This is a genomic window from Flavobacterium aestivum (genome assembly GCF_026870175.2).
GTDB classification, from domain to species: domain Bacteria; phylum Bacteroidota; class Bacteroidia; order Flavobacteriales; family Flavobacteriaceae; genus Flavobacterium; species Flavobacterium aestivum.
Genome location: NZ_CP113977.2, coordinates 1,415,922 through 1,434,235, shown reverse-complemented (window position 1 = coordinate 1,434,235; position 18,314 = coordinate 1,415,922). Strand labels below are relative to the sequence as shown.

23 protein-coding genes are annotated in these 18,314 nt (G+C 32.5%); 5 read left to right on the top strand and 18 right to left on the bottom strand.

What is annotated here, in order from left to right; genetic code table 11:
• The first annotated feature begins 44 nt into the window (after positions 1–44).
• Positions 45–821: a glutamate racemase gene (murI, locus tag OZP08_RS06255; protein WP_268848794.1), complete on the top strand. Its 777-nt coding sequence runs from the start codon at positions 45–47 to the stop codon at positions 819–821.
• Here murI and OZP08_RS06250 read toward each other — a convergent pair whose 3' ends face one another.
• Positions 822–1,337 carry a gamma carbonic anhydrase family protein gene (locus OZP08_RS06250; protein WP_268848793.1) on the bottom strand — a complete coding sequence of 172 codons (516 nt, stop codon included), beginning with the start codon at positions 1,335–1,337 and terminating at the stop codon, positions 822–824. It abuts the gene before it with no gap.
• 15 nt (positions 1,338–1,352) lie between these two features.
• Positions 1,353–2,348 carry a PorP/SprF family type IX secretion system membrane protein gene (locus tag OZP08_RS06245; protein ID WP_268848792.1) on the bottom strand — a complete coding sequence of 332 codons (996 nt, stop codon included), beginning with the start codon at positions 2,346–2,348 and terminating at the stop codon, positions 1,353–1,355.
• A 124-nt stretch (positions 2,349–2,472) separates the two neighbouring features.
• On the opposite strand from OZP08_RS06245, the gene OZP08_RS06240 reads away from it, so the two are divergent.
• A complete protein-coding gene (locus tag OZP08_RS06240) occupies positions 2,473–3,372 on the top strand; it encodes a NifU family protein (protein ID WP_268848791.1) in 900 nt (299 codons plus the stop codon).
• 379 nt (positions 3,373–3,751) lie between these two features.
• On the opposite strand, the gene OZP08_RS06235 is transcribed toward OZP08_RS06240, so the two are convergent.
• The 7 genes from OZP08_RS06235 to OZP08_RS06205 all read right to left on the bottom strand — a co-directional run bounded on the left by OZP08_RS06235 (position 3,752) and on the right by OZP08_RS06205 (position 5,784).
• Positions 3,752–3,946 carry a hypothetical protein gene (locus OZP08_RS06235; RefSeq protein ID WP_268848790.1) on the bottom strand — a complete coding sequence of 65 codons (195 nt, stop codon included), beginning with the start codon at positions 3,944–3,946 and terminating at the stop codon, positions 3,752–3,754.
• A 116-nt stretch (positions 3,947–4,062) separates the two neighbouring features.
• Complete coding sequence (locus OZP08_RS06230; RefSeq protein WP_268848789.1) at positions 4,063–4,266, bottom strand: hypothetical protein; 204 nt, start codon at positions 4,264–4,266, stop codon at positions 4,063–4,065.
• Between the two features lie 120 nt (positions 4,267–4,386).
• Complete coding sequence (locus OZP08_RS06225) at positions 4,387–4,584, bottom strand: hypothetical protein (RefSeq protein WP_268848788.1); 198 nt, start codon at positions 4,582–4,584, stop codon at positions 4,387–4,389.
• 116 nt (positions 4,585–4,700) lie between these two features.
• Positions 4,701–4,892, bottom strand: coding sequence for a hypothetical protein (locus OZP08_RS06220; RefSeq protein ID WP_268848787.1), 192 nt, complete (start codon positions 4,890–4,892; stop codon positions 4,701–4,703).
• Between the two features lie 134 nt (positions 4,893–5,026).
• Positions 5,027–5,203 (bottom strand): hypothetical protein, encoded by a 177-nt coding sequence (locus OZP08_RS06215; RefSeq protein ID WP_268848786.1) that lies wholly within the window; start codon positions 5,201–5,203, stop codon positions 5,027–5,029.
• A 107-nt stretch (positions 5,204–5,310) separates the two neighbouring features.
• Positions 5,311–5,493, bottom strand: a complete 183-nt coding sequence (locus tag OZP08_RS06210; protein WP_268848785.1) for a hypothetical protein — start codon at positions 5,491–5,493, stop codon at positions 5,311–5,313.
• A gap of 108 nt (positions 5,494–5,601) precedes the next feature.
• Complete coding sequence (locus OZP08_RS06205) at positions 5,602–5,784, bottom strand: hypothetical protein (RefSeq protein WP_268848784.1); 183 nt, start codon at positions 5,782–5,784, stop codon at positions 5,602–5,604.
• Between the two features lie 455 nt (positions 5,785–6,239).
• Between OZP08_RS06205 and OZP08_RS06200 the strand changes: the two genes are divergently transcribed.
• Together OZP08_RS06200 and OZP08_RS06195 are read left to right on the top strand one after the other, a co-directional pair.
• The gene (locus OZP08_RS06200) at positions 6,240–6,716 is read left to right on the top strand and encodes a YtxH domain-containing protein (RefSeq protein ID WP_281323240.1); all 477 of its coding nucleotides are present in this window, start codon (positions 6,240–6,242) and stop codon (positions 6,714–6,716) included.
• Positions 6,717–6,795: 79 nt separating this feature from the next.
• The gene (locus OZP08_RS06195) at positions 6,796–7,623 is read left to right on the top strand and encodes a mechanosensitive ion channel family protein (protein WP_268848782.1); all 828 of its coding nucleotides are present in this window, start codon (positions 6,796–6,798) and stop codon (positions 7,621–7,623) included.
• 23 nt (positions 7,624–7,646) lie between these two features.
• Here OZP08_RS06195 and tsaB read toward each other — a convergent pair whose 3' ends face one another.
• From tsaB to OZP08_RS06160, 7 genes are all read right to left on the bottom strand, one after another.
• Entirely contained in the window at positions 7,647–8,315 is a 669-nt protein-coding gene (tsaB, locus tag OZP08_RS06190) for a tRNA (adenosine(37)-N6)-threonylcarbamoyltransferase complex dimerization subunit type 1 TsaB (protein ID WP_281323239.1), read from the bottom strand.
• A gap of 224 nt (positions 8,316–8,539) precedes the next feature.
• Positions 8,540–9,832: an efflux RND transporter periplasmic adaptor subunit gene (locus tag OZP08_RS06185; RefSeq protein WP_281323238.1), complete on the bottom strand. Its 1,293-nt coding sequence runs from the start codon at positions 9,830–9,832 to the stop codon at positions 8,540–8,542.
• A gap of 4 nt (positions 9,833–9,836) precedes the next feature.
• A complete protein-coding gene (locus OZP08_RS06180) occupies positions 9,837–11,234 on the bottom strand; it encodes a TolC family protein (RefSeq protein ID WP_281323237.1) in 1,398 nt (465 codons plus the stop codon).
• A gap of 74 nt (positions 11,235–11,308) precedes the next feature.
• Positions 11,309–12,424 carry an efflux RND transporter periplasmic adaptor subunit gene (locus OZP08_RS06175; RefSeq protein WP_281323236.1) on the bottom strand — a complete coding sequence of 372 codons (1,116 nt, stop codon included), beginning with the start codon at positions 12,422–12,424 and terminating at the stop codon, positions 11,309–11,311.
• A 41-nt stretch (positions 12,425–12,465) separates the two neighbouring features.
• On the bottom strand, positions 12,466–13,731 hold the full coding sequence (locus OZP08_RS06170) for an ABC transporter permease (protein ID WP_268848780.1): 1,266 nt from the start codon (positions 13,729–13,731) through the stop codon (positions 12,466–12,468).
• 2 nt (positions 13,732–13,733) lie between these two features.
• On the bottom strand, positions 13,734–14,978 hold the full coding sequence (locus OZP08_RS06165; protein ID WP_268848779.1) for an ABC transporter permease: 1,245 nt from the start codon (positions 14,976–14,978) through the stop codon (positions 13,734–13,736).
• A complete protein-coding gene (locus OZP08_RS06160) occupies positions 14,971–15,672 on the bottom strand; it encodes an ABC transporter ATP-binding protein (protein WP_268848778.1) in 702 nt (233 codons plus the stop codon). The genes OZP08_RS06165 and OZP08_RS06160 overlap by 8 nt, the downstream gene beginning before the upstream one ends.
• Positions 15,673–15,935: 263 nt before the next feature.
• Here OZP08_RS06160 and OZP08_RS06155 point away from each other — a divergent pair, with 263 nt between their 5' ends.
• A complete protein-coding gene (locus OZP08_RS06155; protein WP_281323235.1) occupies positions 15,936–17,351 on the top strand; it encodes a DUF4403 family protein in 1,416 nt (471 codons plus the stop codon).
• A gap of 126 nt (positions 17,352–17,477) precedes the next feature.
• Here the strand turns inward: OZP08_RS06155 and OZP08_RS06150 are convergent, their stop codons facing one another.
• Together OZP08_RS06150 and OZP08_RS06145 are read right to left on the bottom strand one after the other, a co-directional pair.
• Complete coding sequence (locus OZP08_RS06150) at positions 17,478–17,708, bottom strand: hypothetical protein (protein WP_268849447.1); 231 nt, start codon at positions 17,706–17,708, stop codon at positions 17,478–17,480.
• A gap of 22 nt (positions 17,709–17,730) precedes the next feature.
• Positions 17,731–18,270 (bottom strand): DUF420 domain-containing protein, encoded by a 540-nt coding sequence (locus OZP08_RS06145; protein WP_268848776.1) that lies wholly within the window; start codon positions 18,268–18,270, stop codon positions 17,731–17,733.
• Positions 18,271–18,314: the final 44 nt, after the last annotated feature.

The window sequence follows — 18,314 nt, the reverse complement described above, 5'->3', positions numbered from 1 at the left end:
GAAAATTCTAGTATATTTAAACTATAGCTTATAAATTTGCATTTATGACAAACGATAGACCAATAGGTATTTTTGATTCAGGAATTGGAGGAACATCCATATGGAAGGCCATACATAATTTACTTCCAAATGAGAAAACTATTTACCTTGCAGACAGCAAGAATGCTCCTTATGGGCAAAAATCGAAAGAAGAAATCATTGCTCTGAGTATCAAGAATACTGACCTATTAATTGACATGGGCTGTAAATTAATTGTAGTAGCTTGCAATACAGCAACCACTAATGCAATACAAGAATTAAGAGCTAAATATACAATTCCCTTTATTGGTATTGAACCTGCAATAAAACCTGCAGCAACACATTCAAAAACACAAACAATAGGAATTCTAGCCACAAAAGGCACCTTAAACAGTGCGCTTTTTAATAAAGCTACCGAAATATACCGAGACACTAAAATAATTGAACAAGTGGGCCATGGATTAGTCCAACTTATAGAGAATGGAGACATTAACTCAGCAGAAATGACTCGATTGTTACATTCTTATCTTACCCCAATGATTGAAGCAAATATTGATTATCTAGTATTGGGATGCAGCCATTACCCTTATTTGATTCCTCAAATAAAAGAAATCCTTCCAAAACATATTCAAATAATTGATTCTGGAGAAGCGGTGGCAAAACAAACCAAAAAAATCCTGAAAGATAAGGTTGGCTTTTCAAGTGCAGAAAATAACCTTCCTGTTTTCTATACCAATTCAAACCCAAAAGTTTTGGCTGAAATTTTAGAAAATAAATATCAGGTTGAAGAGAGAGATTTTTAATTATTCTTCTTTAAACCAACTCGAATACATAACATAATTATTAGAAATACGATCAATTTCGCCAGCAAAATTAGATTGATCAATATCTTTAACTTTTTTAGCAGGAACACCAGCCCAAATAGAGCCAGATTCAATTATTGTATTTTGGGTCACAACTGCACCAGCAGCAACAATAGAATTGCTCTCTACAACACAATTATCCATAACAATAGCTCCCATGCCTATTAATACATTGTCATGAATAGTACATCCATGCACAATCGCGTTATGACCAATTGAGACATTATTCCCAATAATAGTAGGATGTTTTTGATAGGTACAATGTACAATTGCTCCATCTTGAATATTTACTTTATTCCCAATGGTAATGAAATGAACATCACCACGGATTACAGCATTAAACCAAACACTACAAGAGGCTCCAAAAGTTACATCACCCACAATAGTAGCATTATCCGCCACATAACAATCTTCAGGAATATTTGGCGACTTGCCTTTTACTGATTTAATTATCATTTTTTTTAAGTTAAATTAATTAATTGCCGGGCAGTTACAATCATACTTCACTGGTTTGCAAAACAAATTTAAACCTAAAGTAAGTTGATGCAATCCTGAGGTATCGTATTGTACATCTCCCAATAAATAGGAGTATGTATAAGCAAACATAAAGTTTTTATAGTTAAAACCTAAAACTGGCGTTATATATTGTAATTTTTGACTGTTGGTTCCACCACCATTACTAGACCCTACTCCATCAAAACTTCTTCTATAGGACAAAACAGCCCATAGACTACCGGAATTTATATTCTTATATGCTTTCATATTTACATCTAATGCACTCTCTTTTGTTTTATCTACAAATTGATACAAAAGTGATGGTTCCCATAAAACTTTATCAGCATTTCCAAAAACATATCCTCCGCTAATGATAAATTTTCTCAAATTATCACTTTCATACTCTGTATAAATATTTTGTCTAGTCTCTAAAACATTCTTAACAACCGCATTCAAACTGAAATCAAGAACATTATAAGATGCACCAATATCCACATTAAAATAAGAAGCTTTTTGAACTACATTTCCAAGAGTAGGATCATAATCTCCTGAATTTTGAAAATCGGTTTCATCCAATTGACTCTGATTCACTCCTGCATTAATTCCAAAAGACAACTGATTTAAATCGACCTCATCTCTTGAAAACATAAGATGATATGCATAAGTAGCTTTGAAACCAAATTGCGAATGATACCCATTGACATCATTAAAAACAATAGCTCCTATTCCTGATTTCTCTCCTACCCTACCATTATAACTTAACGTCTGTAATGCTGGTGCATCTGACTGACCAAACCATTGCTTCCTAGAAGTGAGCCTAACTTTATCGCAATTGGAAGCACCTGCCATTGAAGGAAAAATCAAATAATAATTATCCGACAAATAATCTGAATATACAGGTATGCCTTCTTGAGAGAAAATATTTAGGGAGATAAAAAACAGGGCAACGAAAAACTTTATTTTACAGCACATTAAGTTGATTTTTACTAAACTTAGGCATGAATAAATCAACCTTTTGTTAATTTATTCATTAAAAAAACAAATATAGCTAATCGTAGAAAATAACTTCACTAAATTTGTGCAAAATTTAAAAGTCATGACAAAAGTTACCATAAAAGAAACACAAAATCCAACCATATTAAAATTTGAATTTCAAGATTTTATTACTCAAAATGAAAGTTTTGAATTTAAAAATATAGACGAAGCCAAGACCTCTCCATTGGCACAACAATTATTTTACTTACCATTTGTAAAAACAGTTTACATTTCAGGAAATTTTATCGCTATCGAAAGATTTAGTATCGTAGAATGGGAAGATGTAAAAGATGCAGTAGCGGAACAAATTGAGGCATTTGTAGATAAAGGCGGAGTTATAATTACTGTTGATAAAGACAAACCAAAAAAGCAACCTATTACTGTTTATGGTGAATCAACTCCAAATCCTGCCGCTTTAAAATTCGTAGTGAGCAGAATGTTGACAAAAAATGCTATAGAATTCAAAAACATAGATCAAACTGCTCCATCTCCTTTGGCGAAAGAATTGTTCAAGTTTCCTTATGTAAAAGAAATCTTTATCGATGAAAATTATATTTCTGTCACCAAATACGACATTAACGAATGGCAAGACATCACTCTGGAAATAAGAACTTTCATCAAACAGTATATTGAAAATGGAGGAACTGTTTTAGACGAGAATTTAATTCAGACTATTGTTAAAGATGAAAAAGCAAAAGATGAATCCTTTGATGCTTTAGACGAAACTTCACAAAAAATTATCAATATTTTAGAAGAATACGTAAAGCCAGCAGTAGCTGCGGATGGTGGTAATATTCTTTTTGATTCTTACGACGAATCCTCAAAAACAGTAAAAGTAATGATGCAAGGTGCTTGTAACGGATGTCCATCTTCTACTTTTACACTAAAAAGCGGTATTGAAAATATGCTAAAAAGTATGTTGAATGACGAAGGCATTAAAGTTGAAGCAGTAAATGCATAATGGCTTTCATTTACTCATTAAATAATTCAAAGCGTTTCCATCTGGAGACGCTTTTTTTTTAAAAACTATTTCCTCCAAATGTTGTTTCTAAATTATTCGGAAATCAATAATGAATAGCCAATTTAAGAAGCATGATCCTAAGAACATTAAAAGAAAATACAGTCTGAACATTCCAAATAACGTGTTAACGGGAATGCAGAAACATCAAACTTTCTTTTTTATGGATAGATATCAAACTGAAAGAACTTTTTTCTACACTTATCTAAACAAAAGCAGTAGCATTAATATCTTAATTTTTTAGACTCCTAAAAGTTAGTTTTGATATATAAAAAACGAGGAAACAACAATGCTATTCCCTCGTTCTAAAAACATTAATTATTTAATAACAGTATGGAGAAGAGCAAATAGGTACACAAACCCATACCCCTCTAACACATGCAGTAGTGCGTCCAGGACCACATGGGGGACCTTGTGGTGACTCACAAGGCATACCTACATCACCAGCATTAATGCTTTTTTGCTCACTTACTGTTAATTTTTGAGCGCCTTTTAATTTTAAAATTTCTTTTAACATAGCTTATTTTTTTTTTAATGTTTAACATTTTAATCATTTAGACACTTACAATTAGTGTCTATGCTTTAAAAAACGAAGGAATAACATTGGTCATTCTATCGTTCTAAAAAAATTACTTATTGAGAACATCCTGGATAAGGAACCGGACAATTAGGCACACATACCCATCTCCCATCAAAACCACATTTATAAACATATCCAGGACCACATGGAATATTTGGTGGTCCACAGCTTACGCCAATATCTCCAGCTTTTATGCTTTTTTGCTCATTTACTGTTAATTTTTGAGCTCCTTTTAATTTTAAAACTTCTTTTAACATAGCTTATTTTTTTAATGTTTAACATTTTAATCATTTAGACACTTACAATTAGTGTCTATTCTTTAAAAAACGAAGGAATTACATTGTGTCATTCTATCGTTCTAAAAAAATTACTTATTATTAACACCCTGGGTAAGGAACAGGACAAGTAGACACACATACCCACTTCCCATCAAAACCACATTTATAAACTTGACCAGGTCCACAAGGAGGTCCTAGTGGTCCACAGCTTACACCAAGATCACCAGCTTTTATACTTTTTTGCTCATTAACAGTTAATTTTTGAGCTCCTTTTAAACTTAAGATTTCTTTTAACATAACTTTTTTTTAATGTTTAACATTTTAATGATTTAGACACTTACAATTAGTGTCTATACTTTAAAAAACGAAGGAACAACATTGTCATTCCCTCGTTCAAAAAAAATTACTTATTATTAACAGTATGGAAATGTTGGACAAGAAGGCGTACATACCCATCTTCCGTTAATACATCTATTAGTTTGTCCAGGACCGCATGAAGGCCCTTGTGGTCCACAGCTTATACCTGTATCACCAGCTTTAATACTTTTTTGCTCACTAGCAGTTAATTTTTGAGCTCCTTTTAAATTTAAAATGTTTTTTAACATGATTTTAGTTTTTTAGTTTTTTAATTTTTTTTTAATCAACCCATATTCCAATATTGGGATCTGCTTTTACACAGTAATCTTTAAATATTAAAAATCAATAAGCAAATAAACTTACTAATCAATATTTTAATCTATTAAGTATAAGCGCATTTCCATTCTCCACCAATACACATTACATAGTAATCAACTTGGCAAATAGGTTGTGGATGATATCTATCACAATTTCCCCATACACCAGAACCGTTTATGTTTTTCTGTTCTTTTTTAGTTAACTGTTGAGCACCTTTTAATTTTAAAATGTTTTTTAACATGGTTATTTTTTTTAAAATATTTAACATTTAATCATTTAGACACTTCGAATTAGTGCCTATATTTTAAAAGAAAGGGAATGACAATGTCATCCCCTCATTCTTATTTATTAGCACCAAGGACATGCAGATACGCATACCCACACCCCATTGACACACTTACGAGTTTGTCCAGGTCCGCAAATAGGAGCAGGAGCTCCACATGCTACACCAGTATCACCAGCTTTAATACTTTTTTGCTCATTAGCAGTTAATTTTTGAGCTCCTTTTAAATTTAAAATGTTTTTTAACATCGCTATTTTTTTTTAATATTTAACATTGTAATCCTTTTAGACACTTCAAATTAGTGTCTATATTTTAAAAAAGAAGGAATGACAATGTCATTCCCTCATTCTTATTTATTAGCACCATGGACATGCAGATACGCATACCCACACTCCATTGATACACTGACGAGTTTGTCCAGGTCCGCAAATAGGAGCAGGAGCTCCACAAGCTACACCAGTATCACCAGCTTTAATACTTTTTTGCTCATTAGTAGTTAATTTTTGAGCACCTTTTAAATTTAAAATTTCTTTTAACATCGTGTTTTTTTTTTAGTAATTTATAACTCAATCAATTTTTAGACATTTGAGTCTTATGTCTATTCTTGGCCAAGAATATTTTTGAGCCTCTTCACAACCTCATCAAAAGGAAAGAATTAAAGCTATAATTTATAATTTTTTAATTAAAGTATTGTCTCACAACAAACTTAAACATCATAAGAATTTACAGCCAAAACTAACTCAAAAACAAAACATAATAAAATCTAAAATGTTATTAAAATGTTAATTTTCTTACGCTAATAATTACGAATATTCATATTTTTAACAAAATCACTCTTAAATGTTTATAAACTAAAATAAAGGACCAATTCAAAAAGCATATATCAACATCTTAAAAACGCTACATATTGATTTTTAATAAATTACACAAATCTTAACCTGTTAACAGCAAAAAAATATTTACTTTTGATAGTTAACAAAAAACAAAAAAAGTCATGGGAGTATCATCATTTTTAAAAAAATTATTTGGTTCAGCCAAAGTGACTGCCAATGAATTAGCCGATCAGGCAGAAACTGTTATAGAAGAAACAAAAACAGCTACAAAACCCTATGTTGATAAAGCAGAAGAATTTATCGAAGACACTGTAACAAAAGCAAAAGAAACTACAACTCCATATATGGAAAAAGCTGAAACATTTGTTGAAGAAACCGTAAACAAAGCAAAAGAAACAGCAACTCCGTATATCGAAAAAGCAGAAACTTTTGTTGAAGAAACAATTGAAAAAGTGAAAGTAGCTACCACGCCGCTTTTAGAAAAAACAGAAAAGATCTTGAATGACACTAATGATTCAGAAACAAAAGCAGCAAATACACTTGAAGAAAAGACAAATACTAGCACAAATGATTCTGAAGTGACAAATATTGAAAACTCAAAACAAGCAACAGATAAAACAGAAGAAGATGCTAATTAACATTTAAAAAAATAAATAATTCGTATTTTTGCACTTCAACTATCACCTTCTCTCTGAGAAGGTTTTTTATTATTTTACCATGACATTAAATCCTGAAAACATCACTAGCTATGCCAGCACTTTTTTGAAAGTTCTGATAGATTATTCGCCAAAGGTAATTTCTGCCTTTCTAATTTTATTTATTGGACTTTACGCTATTCGAATTATCAATAGAATTATTCGAAAAATAATGGTTAAAAGAGAATTGGATCCTACATTAACCAAATTTCTTGCTGATATTTTACTTTGGGTTTTAAGAGTACTATTATTTGTAACCTTCATAGACAAATTAGGAATAGGAACCTCATCTTTTGTTGCCATTCTTGGTGCTATGGGGCTTGCTGTTGGTTTATCTTTACAAGGTTCATTATCAAACTTTGCTGGCGGAATGCTAATTATCCTTTTCAAACCTTTCAAAGTAGGAGACACAATTGAAGCGCAAGGAGTTACTGCTACAGTAAAAGAAATACAAATTTTTGTAACCAAATTAATCACCTCCAACAATCAAACAATCTTTGTTCCAAATGGAGCCTTATCAAATGGAACCATTATCAACTATTCTATGGAAGGTTTTAGAAGAGTTGATTTAACTATTGCTATTTCATATGACACCGATATTAAAAAAGCAAAGGAAATCATAACAACTATCCTAAACAGTAACCCTAAAGTATTATCAACACCTGCTGCAGAAGTTTCAGTAAAGAATCTCACTGATAATTCAATTCAGTTGGCAGTTCGTCCTTGGGCAAATAATGACGATTTCAACTCTGTTACCTCAGATACTTTAGAAAATTGCAAATTGGCTTTTGATACTGCTGGCATTACTTTTCAGCCATTCGTTACTGAATTATCTAAAAGCAATAATTAGAAACAATGATTACTAGTGATTGATTATTTCTTTGAACTAGTAATTAAAAAGTCTTTCAAATAATAAGGTTCAAAATAAGCGACATCTACAGTGTCGCTTATTTTGTATTTATCATAGCTTAAAGCACTCATTTCATTGGCAGAAGGATACTTAATTGTATCCAAGAATACGAAATTCTCATTAGTTAAAACAGATTTGCATTTCTCATTACAATCACCCACAAAATATAATTTTTCATGTAGTTCTTCGAAAGAGTTTTCCGTGATAACCTCTGCAAGGATTTCTCTTTTTTTCTCTAAAGTTGACGAGAATATGGCGCTATATACTTCCATTCTACGGGCATCAATCATTGGAACAATTAAACCATCTGTAACTGTTACCTGGGAGGCTAATGCTTGTAACGTATCTACCGCAATCAACGGAATATTCAAGGCGAAACACAATCCTTTTGCTGCCGAAACACCAATACGCAATCCTGTATATGAACCCGGTCCTTGACTTACTGCAATAGCAACTAAATCATTGAGGGTAATCCCCGCCTCATTGATAATTTCTTCAATAAAAACATGCAATCGTTCAGCATGAGAATAACCTTCATCTGCAATTTCTTTGCACAATATAGTTTTTCCTTCTTTTGCCAAAGCAACAGAACAATTTTTGGTAGCAGTTTCAATGTTGAGGATATAGGACATTTTTAAAGATTTTAAATATTAGATTTTAGACTTTAGTTTCTGACTTATACAAAATTAGATTACCAAGATCTAAAAAGCTTCAAATGATTCATACGATTGCAAATTTACACCGAATTTTGAAATATCCTTTATAAAAACAAAAACACGCCCAGAAAGTTCTGGACGTGCTTTATTTACTAATAATCGAAATGAATTTGACCGAAAAACAATTTAATAAACTTAAATTATTTTTTCTTATCATCTGTCTGAACAAATACTTTATCTCCAGAATTTAACTCTTTAGATACTGTGGTATAAGGTCCCGTAATAACTACATCTCCTTTTTTTAGACCAGACAACACCTCAATATTTGTATCATCCTGAATACCCGTTTTTATGATTCTGATTTTAGCTTTATCTCCTACTTTTACAAAAACACATTCTAATTTCTTATCACTTTTAGGAATAGTTTTTTTCTCATCAGATTCTGGCCCATCTATTTTTATTTCTTTTACTGCAGTTGTATCAGACTTCACGACTACTGAACTTATAGGCACATTAATAACGTTTTTATGCGTTTTTGTAATTATATCTACTGTTGCAGTCATTCCTGGTCTAAAAGGAGAATATGAAGCTCGTCTGCCCTCCATTAAATCTTGATATGATTCTTTTAAGATTCTAACTTTTACTTTAAAATTAGTCACTTGGTCAGCCGTTAATGCCGTGCTAGCCGAATTGGAAATACTGGTTACAACACCTCTGAACTGTTTTTTTAAATAAGCATCGACTTCAACATTTGCCAAGTCTCCCTCCTTTATTTTTACGATGTCATTTTCATTTACATCAACTTCGACTTCCATATTATTCAAGTTGGCTACTCTTAAAATTTCAGTTCCCGCCATTTGTTGCGTTCCTAAAACCCTTTCTCCTAGCTCTACATTCAACATTGATATCGTACCATCTGCTGGAGCGTAGATAACGGTTCTCCCAAGATTGTCTTTGGCTTCAATTACAGTTGCCGAAGCACTTTGTACATTATAGTAAGCGGATTGTTTGGTAGCTTTTGCTACTTCAAAAGAAGCAATGGACTTATCCCAATCTGATTTAGAGATAATTCCTTTCTCAAACAAAATTTTATTTCTTTCGTAATTTGCTTTAGCTTCACTATAAGAAGCCTCAGACTGACTTAAGCCCGCTTTTGTTCCAGATAAATTAGCTACCGTCCTGTTCAAACCTGATGTATACAGATCTGGATTTATCTTCACCAATAAATCTCCTTTCTTCACCACCTGTCCTTCTTTTATAGGTAAATCTATAATCTCGCCAGATACCATAGAAGCTATCTTCACTTCTATTTCTGGTTGAATTTTCCCTGTAGCCGAAACGGTTTCTACAATAGTTCCTGTACTAACATTAGCTATTTCAATTTCTTTACCCTTGTCCTTATTTCCTATAATACCTGCCTTAGAAAGCCCTATTAACAAGCCTATAATTAGTATACCTGATCCTATTAAAATATAAATTGTTTTTTTTGACATGCTCTTATTTTTTCATGATTTGATCGATTGGAATTCCAAAATAAAATTCTAATATTTTTATTTTAAAGATATAATCGTATTTAGTTCTTAATACTTCTGATTGTGCATTCGTTAGCAAAGTTTGCGATTGATTAAAATCAAAAGAATTCATTAGCCCCACTGCATATTTTTCTTTAGCATAATTATACGCTTCATTTCTTGCTTCAAGTGCAACAATAGAAGATTCATGTGCATTCAAAGCTCCTTTTGCATCTGTAAAAGCTGTATACACATTTCTTTGCAAATCTAAGTCAGCTTTTTCTAATGCAATTTTTGATTTTTCTAAATCGACTTTAAAACGTTCTACATTATTTCTGGCAGAATATCCGTTAAAGATAGGAATTGATAATTGTGCTCCAAAAGACTGACCTTTATTATTATTAAATTGGTCCGAAAATGGCGCTGCACTTTTTTTCCCTATTATATTACCATTACTATCAAATGCTACGACATCTGCATAAGAAATCTGAGTATTAAAGTTGTAAAAACCTTGTAGTGTTGGCTGAAAACCTCCTCTTGCAATTGCTACATTTTTTTCGGCTATTTCTAAATTTGTTTTAGCAATTTTTAACTCCGTTCTGGTTTCCTTAGCCTTTTGATAAATATCTATTGGTTTAATCGCCATGATATTATTTTCATCTTTGGCATTACTAGCATCAATAACATCAAAATCCCAAAATTCCTTTAATTGTAATAATTGAGCCAAACTCAATTTAGAAATCAGCAAGGCATTCTCGGCAGTGATAACATTTTGTTTATTGGAAGCCACTGTTGCTTTTACGTCTAACAGATCGCCACGTGGTATAGATCCTGCTTTTACCAATTCTTCGGAACGAGTATATTGTTTTTCATTAATAGCCAATTGTTCTTGTTGAACTTTTAGGTTTTCTTTATTAAAAAGTACTTGCAAGTAAGCATTGGCAACATTCAGAGCGATATCTTCTCGCATTTTTAGCAATTGATATTTTGATGCTACAACAGAAAGTTTAGCTTTTCTAAGAGCATTTTGATTTTGCATTCCTTTATAAATATCAAAACCAATACCTGCTCCTATTGAGGTATATTGAGTAGTTTGATTACGTTTAACGTTTGTTACTGGATCTGTATTTAATCCGATATTCCATGAATGCGAAGCATTAGAATTCAACGAAGGAAGAAAGCTCCCAATTGCTCCCCTTTTATCAATATTTGCCGAAACGGTATCCAGTTCAGTTTGTTTAATAGAGATGTTATTTTTTATGGCATAATTTACACACTCTTCTAGAGTCCATGCTTTAGTTTGTGTTGTTGTTTGAGTTTGTGCTTGAGTCGAAAAACCTAGCAAGAAGATAAAGGCAATACTTAAATAATTTATTTTTTTCATTGTTTATTGAATAAAAGCTCGGCAAACACGCCTTACTCATTTAACTTAATTTTACACTTAACACTACGTGCCTACTATTTTTTTTCTTCTTCAGTTTTCAAACCTTGATTCCAAACTTTTATTTTATCAGTAGATTTGATTCCGCTTTTTATTTCGACATTAATACCATCACTTACTCCTAAAACCACATCTTTTCTTTGGAATTTTTGTGGACTATTTTCAATTTCTACATACGGTTTTTGCGTTTTTTTATCAAACTGTATTAAAGACTCTTTTACAGACAAGACCTTATCAGCTTTTTCTAAAATAATAGAGGCATTAGCACTCAAACCTGCTCTGATAAAAGTATCATCTCTATTGGTCATTGTTGCTTTTATCTCAAACTGAATCGCTCCATTTTCTGTCTTCCCTTTTGGGGCAATGTAAGTCAAAACAGCAGTGAATTTTTTATTATCAATAGCACCTACGGTAATTTCTATAGGCATATTTAATTTAATTTTTCCAACTTCGGCTTCATCAACTTTACCTACAAAGATCATTCTTCCTATGTCGGCAACACTTGCAATGGTAGTTCCTTCATTAAAATTATTACTTTCAATTACTTGGTTTCCTACTTTTACTGGTACATCTAACACCATTCCGTTTACTGTAGAGCGGATTAATGTATTGGCATAATTTCCCAGACCCGAAGCTGTTCCTGTTTTTACGATATCTAACCCTTGGGTTGATGCCTTATAGTTTTGCTTTGCCTGATTATATGCCAACTGTGCTGCATCAAAATCATTGGCAGAAATCACTCCTTTATCAAACAATGTTTTTTGTCTTTGATACAATTTTTCTTGATTATCTAATTCAATTTTTGCAGTTTTTACTTGATTTTGAGAATTACTCAAATTAGATACATTGGCTACTACTTTTATCTTTGCAATCAAATCACCCGCTTTTACATTTTCACCAGCTTTAATATAAACCGCTTCAATAATACCTGAAATATTTGGTTTTATAAGTACCTCCTCATCAGGAACAATATTTCCTGTAGCAATGGTACTTTTTACTATTGTTTTCACTTCGGCTTTATCCGTTTCAAAAACAATAGGTGATTCTTGATTCTTTGCATACAGGTAATATAAAGCGCCAAAAAAGACTAGCGCTATCAAAATTAAAACAGTTATGGTTACTCCTTTTTTCATTTTATGATGGTTTATTCGATTATTATATTTTGGTTAAAAATCTATTCTGTTCGTAATGCATCGACTGGCTTGACTTTAATAGCTGTTTGTGCAGGTATAAATCCAGCCAATAATCCCGATCCTACTAATATCAACAGAGCAATAAAAACTACGGTTAAGTCAACACTTGGATTGACAAACATCATTCCTTCAGATGGCATTGAGGCTAAAATCATGTTCAAAATGACCAATAATCCTGTTGCCACAGCAATACCAAACATCCCTGCAATAATGGTTAGCGAAATCGCTTCTAACAGTATTTGGGATCTAATAGCTGCTGGGGTTGCCCCTAAAGCTCTTCTGATTCCTATTTCATTGGTTCGTTCTTTAACAACAATAAGCATTATGTTTGAGATTCCAATAATACCAGACAACAATACTAATGTCCCTACAAAATAAGCTATGAACTTAAGTACCATAAACAGATCCTGCACTTTTTGAAATTCCTTAAACAAATCAAAATTACCTATAGCTCTCTCATCATCGGGATGAATTGAATGCCTATCACGCATAAATGCCATAATTCCAGATTTAAGCTCCGTAATTGATGCATCATCATTTGCGGTAAGCGCCATCCATCCCACTTTATCTCCAAAATTAAATGCTTGTTGAAAAGTGGTAAAGGGAATAAAAACATTTTTTTGGGCCGACTCTGCATTCCCATTATTATTGCCCTTTGACTTATAAACTCCTACCACCATGAAGTTAATTCCGTTAATCTTAATATATGAGCCAATCACTTCTTCGGCACCCATATATAATTCACTGATTACCCCACTTCCGATTATAGCAATTTTACGTTTTAAAAGAATATCTTGCGGATTCACAAAACGCCCCTTAATAATGTCCATTTGTTCTTGCTTAACCAATTCCGGGTAATCGCCATATATCGTATAAGCTCCCGTCTTTGTTCCTCTTATAACATTGCTAACCCCATTAAAATCGCCTAATTGATTACGGGGAGAAACATATAATAAATCTGGAAACTTTAGTTTTAAAGCTTCGACATCACTATTCCTAAAATCATATTGTCTTACTTTTGGCAAACCTTTGTAGGCTTTTGATGTGCTTTGGGTCCACATAAACATAGTGTTGGTAGCAATGCCATCAAACCCTTTTTTGACACCATTCTCTAAACCATTCGAAGCTGCCAATAATATCACCAGAATAAAAATCCCCCAAAAAACACCAAACGCAGTAAGTAACGTACGAAAAGTATTTGCCGTTAAAGCCTCTAAAATTTCACTCCAGTTCTCTCTGTCAAACATAACTATTCGTCTCTAAGTGCTACAATGGGTCTAATTTTTGCGGCATTATAAGCAGGTACAAAACCTGCTAATGCTCCAGCAACTACCAATACAATTAAGGTTGATAATGCCACGGTAAAATCAACTTCTGGATTCACGAAATACTCGCTCTGCGCATGAGGACCAACTAATTCTAAAAGTGACAATCCTATTAATAGTCCCATAAAACCTGAAATAGTTGTAATGAATATTGACTCTTGCAAAATCATCACAATAATCGAAAATGGTGATGCTCCAAGCGCTTTTCTAATTCCTATTTCTTTTGTACGTTCTTTTACGATAATCATCATAATATTACTTACACCAACGACTCCCGCAATGATTGTACAAATCCCAACCCACCAAAAAAACAATCGAATATAGAGATTCAAATCGTAATATTTTTTGGCATCAACTACCGAATTATTAATTCCAATAGCACTTTCATCATCTGGGGCAATCTCGTTTTTACTTCGCAATAAGTGCCCTAAATCTTTTGTAAATTTATCCGCATCTGCTAAAGCCTCTTCATATGTATCTCTCTTTTTTAGGGTATAAAACAAATTATTAATCTTATCTCCTAAACCATATACCTTTTGAGCAGTCGACAGAGGTAAAATCACCCTTCTTTCCTCTCTTTCTCCACCTGGATCCGTGAAAACTCCAACTACTTTAAAATTGATATTATTAACTATGATTAGTTCTCCTATAGGATTTTTTTCCTTGAATAAATCTAATTTTACCTTTTCCCCAATTACTGCTACTTTTTCATTATTGACAAGATCATTATTGTTTATATAGCGTCCTTGTATGATGTTCGCATTTTCTATCGCTAAATAATCTGGATTCACACCGCGGTATTGATAATTACCCGATTCTTTTCCATATACCACATTGATATTCCAAGCATTATATGTTGACACGTTTTTATCTAATTGCTCTCCATATTTTTGAGTTGCAATATCGTAATCACTATTTCTAAATTGTATTTGCCTTCCTGGATTCATCCCTTTATAGGCTTTTGTGGTTGTCCCTGACCATACTTCAATTATACCGGCTGCATCACGTTCGAACTGCTTTTCTATTCCGTTTTGCAATCCTTTTCCAACCCCCAGCAGAATCACTAAAATAAAAATACCCGAAGCCACAGAAATACCCGTGAGAAAGGTTCTCAGTTTATTTTTGGCGATAGCCTCAAATATTTCTTGCCAACGTTCTATATTAAACATATGAAGAAGCTCTAACTTGTTCTACCATTTTATCGTCAATGATTAACCCGTCTTTCAACACTACATTCCTTTTGCACATTGCTGCAATATCCGGTTCGTGAGTTACTATCAAAATAGTTTTTCCTTCGTCATTAATCCCTTGTATCAATTCCATCACTTCGTAGGAAGTCTTGGTATCTAATGCTCCCGTAGGCTCATCTGCCAATAATACTTTAGGATTAGAGGCTAAAGCCCTAGCAATAGCGACACGTTGTTTTTGTCCTCCGGAAAGTTCATTAGGCAGGTGATGTGAATGCGAAGCCAAGCCCACTTTCTCTAAATATTTTAATGCTATTTCATTTCTGTCTTTTCTCTTTACACCTTGATAATACAATGGCAAGGCTACATTATCCAATGCGCTTTTATAATTAATCAAGTTGAAAGATTGAAAAACAAAACCTAAAAATTGGTTACGGTATTTAGAAGCGACGGTTTCATTTAACTTTTTTATGGGCACATTGTCTAAGTTATAAACTCCCGAATCTCCTTCGTCTAAAATACCAAGTATATTAAGCAATGTTGATTTTCCTGATCCTGACGACCCCATTATAGCAACCAATTCTCCTTCTTTTATATTGAAATTAATTCCTTTTAGCACATGCAATTCGGAATGTCCCATTTTGTATGATTTGTGTAAGTCTTTAATTTCAATCATGATTCGTTTGTTTTAAAACAATAGTATTTATCTTCTAAAAATAGCAATAAAAAAATGAAAACTAAAATTACTCATTTTAATTTATCTGCATATTTTCAATTATTTTCTAACATTCATTTATAATCAATTCAACAGTCTTAGTTACCCAATGCCATTTTTTGCTTATACATGTTTCATAAGACTTATATTTCATAAAAATGTTACATCCTTAACGTAAGAAATATATTTGTTTTGTTAAATTTGCTCCCAAAAATTTTAAACAAATGCAAAAAAACCTTTCTATTCTAATCATTTACTTAATTACACTAATATCAATAACAAGTTGCTCCTCTACTTCCCAAAAAATAGAAGCCTTAAGACCTGAACCGGATGATGCAGTACCGCTGACCTACACAAAAACTCCTTCATACATCAATCTTCCAGTTAGTATTAAACTAAAAGATATTGAAAATAAGACCAACTCTTTATTGAGTGGTTTAATTTATGAAGACAACAAAATTGAGGATGACGATATTGAAATCAAAGTGTGGAAACAAGCTCCTATTACCATTACTAATGATCACGGAAAAGAAGGTGAAAAAATAAAAACTGTTTTACCTCTAAAAGTTTGGGTTAAATATAGAGTTGGAACCAAAACGTTAGGCGTAGAATTATACAAAACGCAAGAATTCAACCTAAACGGAATGGTAACTCTACTAAGTGATGTTTCTTTGGTTAACTGGCGATTAAAATCTAAAACAACATTAAAATCACTCAATTGGGTCGAAAGCCCTACGATGACTGTTTTTGGTAAAAACATGCCTATAACTTATCTTATCAATCCTGCAGTAAGTCTGTTTAAAGCAAAAATAGAACAAAGCATTGATAGCGCTATAGAAGACTCTATGGACTTCAAACCGAATGTTTTGGATGCAATTTCAAAAATCAGTTCACCTTTTCTAATGAGTGAAGCTAACAAAAGCTGGTTCAAAATTTCTCCTCTTGAAATTTATTCGACTAATGCAAAACTTAAAAATGATTCATTCTTACTCAATATGGGTTTGAAATGTTATATGGAAACTTTAATAGGCAACAAACCTGAATCGAAGTTTGACAACAACAAATTCGCTCTAAAATCAGTTGATAAAATTCCAGAACAGATTTCGGCAAATATAGCTGCAGTTTCAACCTACCAAGAGGCTTCAAAATTGATGAATACCAATTTTGCAGGACAAGAATTTGGATCAGGAAGCAAAAAAGTAAAAGTGCAAAACGTTGCTATGTGGCACAAAGAAGGTAAAATCGTTATTTCATTAGATCTTTTAGGAGCTGTAAACGGAACAGTCTATTTGAATGGTGTTCCTCAATATAATGATACAACAAAAGAAATCTATTTCGACAAATTAGATTATGTGTTAGATACAAAAAGCAGATTAATGCGTACTGCAAACTGGTTGGCTCAAGGAATCATTTTGAAAAAAATAGAACAAAGCTGTCACTATTCTATCAAACAAAATTTAGATGATGCTAAACAAAGTATGATGGCTTATTTAAAGAACTATTCTCCAATGCCAGGGGTTTTCATCAATGGAAAAATGGAAGATATACAATTTCAAAAAGTTGAACTTACCAACCAAGCGATGATTGCTTTTATAAAAGTAAACGGAACAGTAAATGTTGCTATAGACGGATTGAAGTAAAACAATCAGTAATAGCCTAATTTCAACAACCCGAAAATAAAAAAGTCAGTCTCTAAAATTAGAGACTGACTTTTTTATTTTAATTCAATTGCATATTGCAACCGAATATATTATCATTAGAAATCCTTAAGATTTCTTCTTTTTCATTCTATACACATAATACCCCAGCGCCCCAACAAGTATGTACGGAATCACCATAAGATAAACTATACCATCATTTACAGCTGCTGCTTTGGCTTTATTTTCATCACCTGTTAACGCAGCACGACACATAGCACATTGTGCATATGAAGAAACAGTAAAGAATAAAGAACATAAAATACAGAAACACACTCTTAATCCTATTCTTCTTCCCATTCCGTTAATTCTATTTTCTCTACTAAACATAATAAGGCGAAATCATTAAATACACAATTACACCAGTTACCGCAACATACAACCAAATTGGAAAAGTAATTTTAGCAATTTTTCTATGCTTATCAAATTTATTAGCTAACGCTCTAACATAGGTTATCAATACAAGAGGGATAATCGCTATAGACAAGAAAATATGCGTAATTAATATAAAGAAATAGATATATTTCAAAACACCTTCTCCTCCGTATTTAGTAGATTCTGCAGTCATATGATATGCAACATACATTGCCAAAAAAGCTACTGAACATCCAATTGCTAGCTTCATCAATAACTCGTGACGACTTTTATTCCCTTTTTTTATTGCCAATACCGCAGCAATCAACAATACAGCTGTAATCCCATTTACAGTAGCATAAATAGGCGGCAAAAAGGTTAATGGTGTTACATTAAATCCAAAATCATTCAGTTTAATTTTAAAAAGCACAGCAACCACAACTGGAATTGCAATTGACAACAACACAATCCATTTATTATATTTTTGTTCTACAGTATTATTTTCCATTCTCTATCAATCTATTTTATATTCTTTTCTATTCAATCTTTTCT

Excerpts from the sequence above, each read along its gene's own strand:
- OZP08_RS06220 (WP_268848787.1), bottom strand. The coding sequence starts at position 4,892 with ATGTTAAAAAACATTTTAAATTTAAAAGGAGCTCAAAAATTAACTGCT.
- OZP08_RS06155 (WP_281323235.1), top strand. The coding sequence starts at position 15,936 with ATGCAAAAAAACCTTTCTATTCTAATCATTTACTTAATTACACTAATA.
- OZP08_RS06170 (WP_268848780.1), bottom strand. The coding sequence starts at position 13,731 with ATGTTTGACAGAGAGAACTGGAGTGAAATTTTAGAGGCTTTAACGGCA.
- OZP08_RS06150 (WP_268849447.1), bottom strand. The coding sequence starts at position 17,708 with ATGGGAAGAAGAATAGGATTAAGAGTGTGTTTCTGTATTTTATGTTCT.
- OZP08_RS06235 (WP_268848790.1), bottom strand. The coding sequence starts at position 3,946 with ATGTTAAAAGAAATTTTAAAATTAAAAGGCGCTCAAAAATTAACAGTA.
- OZP08_RS06180 (WP_281323237.1), bottom strand. The coding sequence starts at position 11,234 with ATGAAAAAAATAAATTATTTAAGTATTGCCTTTATCTTCTTGCTAGGT.
- OZP08_RS06200 (WP_281323240.1), top strand. The coding sequence starts at position 6,240 with ATGGGAGTATCATCATTTTTAAAAAAATTATTTGGTTCAGCCAAAGTG.
- OZP08_RS06245 (WP_268848792.1), bottom strand. The coding sequence starts at position 2,348 with ATGTGCTGTAAAATAAAGTTTTTCGTTGCCCTGTTTTTTATCTCCCTA.
- OZP08_RS06205 (WP_268848784.1), bottom strand. The coding sequence starts at position 5,784 with ATGTTAAAAGAAATTTTAAATTTAAAAGGTGCTCAAAAATTAACTACT.
- OZP08_RS06230 (WP_268848789.1), bottom strand. The coding sequence starts at position 4,266 with ATGTTAAAAGAAGTTTTAAAATTAAAAGGAGCTCAAAAATTAACAGTA.
- tsaB (WP_281323239.1), bottom strand. The coding sequence starts at position 8,315 with ATGTCCTATATCCTCAACATTGAAACTGCTACCAAAAATTGTTCTGTT.
- OZP08_RS06225 (WP_268848788.1), bottom strand. The coding sequence starts at position 4,584 with ATGTTAAAAGAAATCTTAAGTTTAAAAGGAGCTCAAAAATTAACTGTT.
- OZP08_RS06240 (WP_268848791.1), top strand. The coding sequence starts at position 2,473 with ATGACAAAAGTTACCATAAAAGAAACACAAAATCCAACCATATTAAAA.
- OZP08_RS06210 (WP_268848785.1), bottom strand. The coding sequence starts at position 5,493 with ATGTTAAAAAACATTTTAAATTTAAAAGGAGCTCAAAAATTAACTGCT.
- murI (WP_268848794.1), top strand. The coding sequence starts at position 45 with ATGACAAACGATAGACCAATAGGTATTTTTGATTCAGGAATTGGAGGA.
- OZP08_RS06250 (WP_268848793.1), bottom strand. The coding sequence starts at position 1,337 with ATGATAATTAAATCAGTAAAAGGCAAGTCGCCAAATATTCCTGAAGAT.
- OZP08_RS06160 (WP_268848778.1), bottom strand. The coding sequence starts at position 15,672 with ATGATTGAAATTAAAGACTTACACAAATCATACAAAATGGGACATTCC.
- OZP08_RS06185 (WP_281323238.1), bottom strand. The coding sequence starts at position 9,832 with ATGTCAAAAAAAACAATTTATATTTTAATAGGATCAGGTATACTAATT.
- OZP08_RS06145 (WP_268848776.1), bottom strand. The coding sequence starts at position 18,270 with ATGGAAAATAATACTGTAGAACAAAAATATAATAAATGGATTGTGTTG.
- OZP08_RS06215 (WP_268848786.1), bottom strand. The coding sequence starts at position 5,203 with ATGTTAAAAAACATTTTAAAATTAAAAGGTGCTCAACAGTTAACTAAA.
- OZP08_RS06195 (WP_268848782.1), top strand. The coding sequence starts at position 6,796 with ATGACATTAAATCCTGAAAACATCACTAGCTATGCCAGCACTTTTTTG.
- OZP08_RS06165 (WP_268848779.1), bottom strand. The coding sequence starts at position 14,978 with ATGTTTAATATAGAACGTTGGCAAGAAATATTTGAGGCTATCGCCAAA.
- OZP08_RS06175 (WP_281323236.1), bottom strand. The coding sequence starts at position 12,424 with ATGAAAAAAGGAGTAACCATAACTGTTTTAATTTTGATAGCGCTAGTC.